2 tRNA genes and 2 rRNA genes are annotated in these 5,062 nt (G+C 49.5%); all 4 read right to left on the bottom strand.

Features of this window, described 5'->3' with window-relative positions:
* Nucleotides 1-63: 63 nt before the first annotated feature.
* A 23S ribosomal RNA gene (locus tag ACWPUA_RS08135) occupies nt 64-2,965 on the bottom strand.
* A gap of 125 nt (nt 2,966-3,090) precedes the next feature.
* Nucleotides 3,091-3,163: transfer RNA gene (locus ACWPUA_RS08140), tRNA-Ala, on the bottom strand.
* Between the two features lie 50 nt (nt 3,164-3,213).
* Nucleotides 3,214-4,761: ribosomal RNA gene (locus tag ACWPUA_RS08145) — 16S ribosomal RNA — on the bottom strand.
* Together the 16S and 23S rRNA genes with 2 tRNA genes alongside form the textbook arrangement of a ribosomal RNA operon.
* Before the next feature lie 229 nt (nt 4,762-4,990).
* A tRNA-Glu gene (locus tag ACWPUA_RS08150) sits at nt 4,991-5,062 on the bottom strand.

A 5,062-nucleotide genomic window follows, 5' to 3' on the forward strand; every position in this document is an offset into this window, starting at 1 on the left:
TACTCAAAATTGAATATCTATCAAATATCAAGAAAACCTTAAGCTTTCGTATTCTCAGTTACTTTGGATAAGTCCTCGAGCTATTAGTATTAGTCCGCTACATGTGTCGCCACACTTCCACTTCTAACCTATCTACCTGATCATCTCTCAGGGCTCTTACTGATATAAAATCATGGGAAATCTCATCTTGAGGTGGGTTTCACACTTAGATGCTTTCAGCGTTTATCCCTTCCCTACATAGCTACCCAGCGATGCCTTTGGCAAGACAACTGGTACACCAGCGGTAAGTCCACTCTGGTCCTCTCGTACTAGGAGCAGATCCTCTCAAATTTCCTACGCCCGCGACGGATAGGGACCGAACTGTCTCACGACGTTCTGAACCCAGCTCGCGTGCCGCTTTAATGGGCGAACAGCCCAACCCTTGGGACCGACTACAGCCCCAGGATGCGACGAGCCGACATCGAGGTGCCAAACCTCCCCGTCGATGTGAACTCTTGGGGGAGATAAGCCTGTTATCCCCAGGGTAGCTTTTATCCGTTGAGCGATGGCCCTTCCATACGGAACCACCGGATCACTAAGCCCGACTTTCGTCCCTGCTCGAGTTGTAGCTCTCGCAGTCAAGCTCCCTTATACCTTTACACTCTGCGAATGATTTCCAACCATTCTGAGGGAACCTTTGGGCGCCTCCGTTACCTTTTAGGAGGCGACCGCCCCAGTCAAACTGCCCGTCAGACACTGTCTCCGATAGGGATCACCTATCCGGGTTAGAGTGGCCATAACACAAGGGTAGTATCCCAACAACGTCTCCTTCGAAACTGGCGTCCCGATCTCATAGACTCCTACCTATCCTGTACATGTGGTACAGACACTCAATATCAAACTGCAGTAAAGCTCCATGGGGTCTTTCCGTCCTGTCGCGGGTAACCTGCATCTTCACAGGTACTAAAATTTCACCGAGTCTCTCGTTGAGACAGTGCCCAAATCATTACGCCTTTCGTGCGGGTCGGAACTTACCCGACAAGGAATTTCGCTACCTTAGGACCGTTATAGTTACGGCCGCCGTTTACTGGGGCTTCAATTCATACCTTCGCTTGCGCTAAGCACTCCTCTTAACCTTCCAGCACCGGGCAGGCGTCACCCCCTATACATCATCTTACGATTTAGCAGAGAGCTGTGTTTTTGATAAACAGTTGCTTGGGCCTATTCACTGCGGCTGACGTAAAGTCAGCACCCCTTCTCCCGAAGTTACGGGGTCATTTTGCCGAGTTCCTTAACGAGAGTTCTCTCGCTCACCTGAGGCTACTCGCCTCGACTACCTGTGTCGGTTTGCGGTACGGGTAGAGTATGTTTAAACGCTAGAAGCTTTTCTTGGCAGTGTGACGTCACTAACTTCGCTACTAAACTTCGCTCCCCATCACAGCTCAATGTTATAGAATTAAGCATTTAACTCAATTCACACCTCACTGCTTAGACAGACACTTCCAATCGTCTGCTTTAGTTAGCCTACTGCGTCCCTCCATCACTACATACTCTAGTACAGGAATATCAACCTGTTGTCCATCGGATACACCTTTCGGTCTCTCCTTAGGTCCCGACTAACCCAGGGCGGACGAGCCTTCCCCTGGAAACCTTAGTCTTACGGTGGACAGGATTCTCACCTGTCTTTCGCTACTCATACCGGCATTCTCACTTCTATGCGTTCCAGCGCTCCTCACGGTACACCTTCTCCACACATAGAACGCTCTCCTACCATACCTATAAAGGTATCCACAGCTTCGGTAAATTGTTTTAGCCCCGGTACATTTTCGGCGCAGGGTCACTCGACTAGTGAGCTATTACGCACTCTTTGAATGAATAGCTGCTTCTAAGCTAACATCCTAGTTGTCTGTGCAACCCCACATCCTTTTCCACTTAACAATTATTTTGGGACCTTAGCTGGTGGTCTGGGCTGTTTCCCTTTCGACTACGGATCTTAGCACTCGCAGTCTGACTGCCGACCATAATTCATTGGCATTCGGAGTTTATCTGAGATTGGTAATCCGGGATGGACCCCTCACCCAAACAGTGCTCTACCTCCAAGAATCTCTAATGTCGACGCTAGCCCTAAAGCTATTTCGGAGAGAACCAGCTATCTCCAAGTTCGTTTGGAATTTCTCCGCTACCCACAAGTCATCCAAGCACTTTTCAACGTGCCCTGGTTCGGTCCTCCAGTGCGTCTTACCGCACCTTCAACCTGCTCATGGGTAGGTCACATGGTTTCGGGTCTACGACATAATACTAAAGCGCCCTATTCAGACTCGGTTTCCCTACGGCTCCGTCTCTTCAACTTAACCTCGCATCATATCGTAACTCGCCGGTTCATTCTACAAAAGGCACGCTCTCACCCATTAACGGGCTCGAACTTGTTGTAGGCACACGGTTTCAGGTTCTATTTCACTCCCCTCCCGGGGTGCTTTTCACCTTTCCCTCACGGTACTGGTTCACTATCGGTCACTAGGGAGTATTTAGGGTTGGGAGATGGTCCTCCCAGATTCCGACGAGATTTCACGTGTCTCGCCGTACTCAGGATACTGCTAGGTACAAAGACTATTTTAAATACGAGGCTCTCACTCTCTTTGGCTGACCTTCCCATGTCATTCTTCTATAGTCTTTGAGTCCACATTGCAGTCCTACAACCCCGAAGAGTAAACTCTTCGGTTTGCCCTCCTGCCGTTTCGCTCGCCGCTACTAAGGCAATCGCTTTTGCTTTCTCTTCCTGCAGCTACTTAGATGTTTCAGTTCACTGCGTCTTCCTCCTCATATCCTTAACAGATATGGGTAACAGGTAGTACCTGTTGGGTTCCCCCATTCGGAAATCCCTGGATCATCGCTTACTTACAGCTACCCAAGGCATATCGTCGTTTGTCACGTCCTTCTTCGGCTCCTAGTGCCAAGGCATCCACCGTGCGCCCTTATTAACTTAACCTTACTTTTTTGACCTTTCAGTCATAAACTCTTATTAATACTACAGCGTTTTCGGTTTATTTTCTTGTTACTATTTGATATAGATATTCAATTTTCAATGTGCATTACTTGGTGATCTCTCACCAATGGAGCCTAGCGGGATCGAACCGCTGACCTCCTGCGTGCAAAGCAGGCGCTCTCCCAGCTGAGCTAAGGCCCCACAAGACCTCTCAAGACTAAACAAGACCAATGTGCATTCCTTATCCTTAGAAAGGAGGTGATCCAGCCGCACCTTCCGATACGGCTACCTTGTTACGACTTCACCCCAATCATCTATCCCACCTTAGGCGGCTGGCTCCAAATGGTTACCTCACCGACTTCGGGTGTTACAAACTCTCGTGGTGTGACGGGCGGTGTGTACAAGGCCCGGGAACGTATTCACCGCGGCGTGCTGATCCGCGATTACTAGCGATTCCGACTTCATGTAGGCGAGTTGCAGCCTACAATCCGAACTGAGATTGGCTTTAAGAGATTAGCTTGCCGTCACCGGCTTGCGACTCGTTGTACCAACCATTGTAGCACGTGTGTAGCCCAGGTCATAAGGGGCATGATGATTTGACGTCATCCCCACCTTCCTCCGGTTTATTACCGGCAGTCTCGCTAGAGTGCCCAACTGAATGATGGCAACTAACAATAGGGGTTGCGCTCGTTGCGGGACTTAACCCAACATCTCACGACACGAGCTGACGACAACCATGCACCACCTGTCACCTCTGTCCCGAAGGAAAACTCTATCTCTAGAGCGGTCAGAGGGATGTCAAGACCTGGTAAGGTTCTTCGCGTTGCTTCGAATTAAACCACATGCTCCACCGCTTGTGCGGGCCCCCGTCAATTCCTTTGAGTTTCAACCTTGCGGTCGTACTCCCCAGGCGGAGTGCTTAATGCGTTAGCTACGGCACTAAACCCCGGAAAGGGTCTAACACCTAGCACTCATCGTTTACGGCGTGGACTACCAGGGTATCTAATCCTGTTTGCTCCCCACGCTTTCGAGCCTCAGCGTCAGTTACAAGCCAGAGAGCCGCTTTCGCCACCGGTGTTCCTCCATATATCTACGCATTTCACCGCTACACATGGAATTCCACTCTCCCCTCTTGCACTCAAGTTAAACAGTTTCCAAAGCGTACTATGGTTAAGCCACAGCCTTTAACTTCAGACTTATCTAACCGCCTGCGCTCGCTTTACGCCCAATAAATCCGGACAACGCTCGGGACCTACGTATTACCGCGGCTGCTGGCACGTAGTTAGCCGTCCCTTTCTGGTAAGATACCGTCACAGTGTGAACTTTCCACTCTCACACTCGTTCTTCTCTTACAACAGAGCTTTACGATCCGAAAACCTTCTTCACTCACGCGGCGTTGCTCGGTCAGACTTCCGTCCATTGCCGAAGATTCCCTACTGCTGCCTCCCGTAGGAGTCTGGGCCGTGTCTCAGTCCCAGTGTGGCCGATCACCCTCTCAGGTCGGCTATGTATCGTTGCCTTGGTGAGCCGTTACCTCACCAACTAGCTAATACAACGCAGGTCCATCTGGTAGTGGTGCAATTGCACCTTTTAAGCAGCTATCATGCGATATCTACTGTTATGCGGTATTAGCTATCGTTTCCAATAGTTATCCCCCACTACCAGGCAGGTTACCTACGCGTTACTCACCCGTTCGCAACTCATCCGGAAAGAGCAAGCTCCTTCCTTCAGCGTTCTACTTGCATGTATTAGGCACGCCGCCAGCGTTCGTCCTGAGCCAGGATCAAACTCTCATTAAAAGTTTGAGTTCTCACTCATTTCTGTCACTGACAGATTTATTGTTTTTTTCATTGTTCAGTACTACAACTTAATGTTGTAGTGCCCTGCACATTGGTTCGTCTTGTTCAGTTTTCAAAGGTCTTTGTCGCGCTTACGACAACTATATTAGTATATCACAGTCACTTTTCTCTGTCAACAGGTTTTTTTAACTTTTTTTAATTCCTATTTCCATCAACCGCGATACACCCATAGTCCGTACGGGATTCGAACCCGTGTTACCGCCGTGAAAAGGCGGTGTCTTAACCCCTTGACCAACGGACC

The sequence above is a fragment of the Streptococcus sp. Marseille-Q6504 genome, assembly GCF_965111625.1.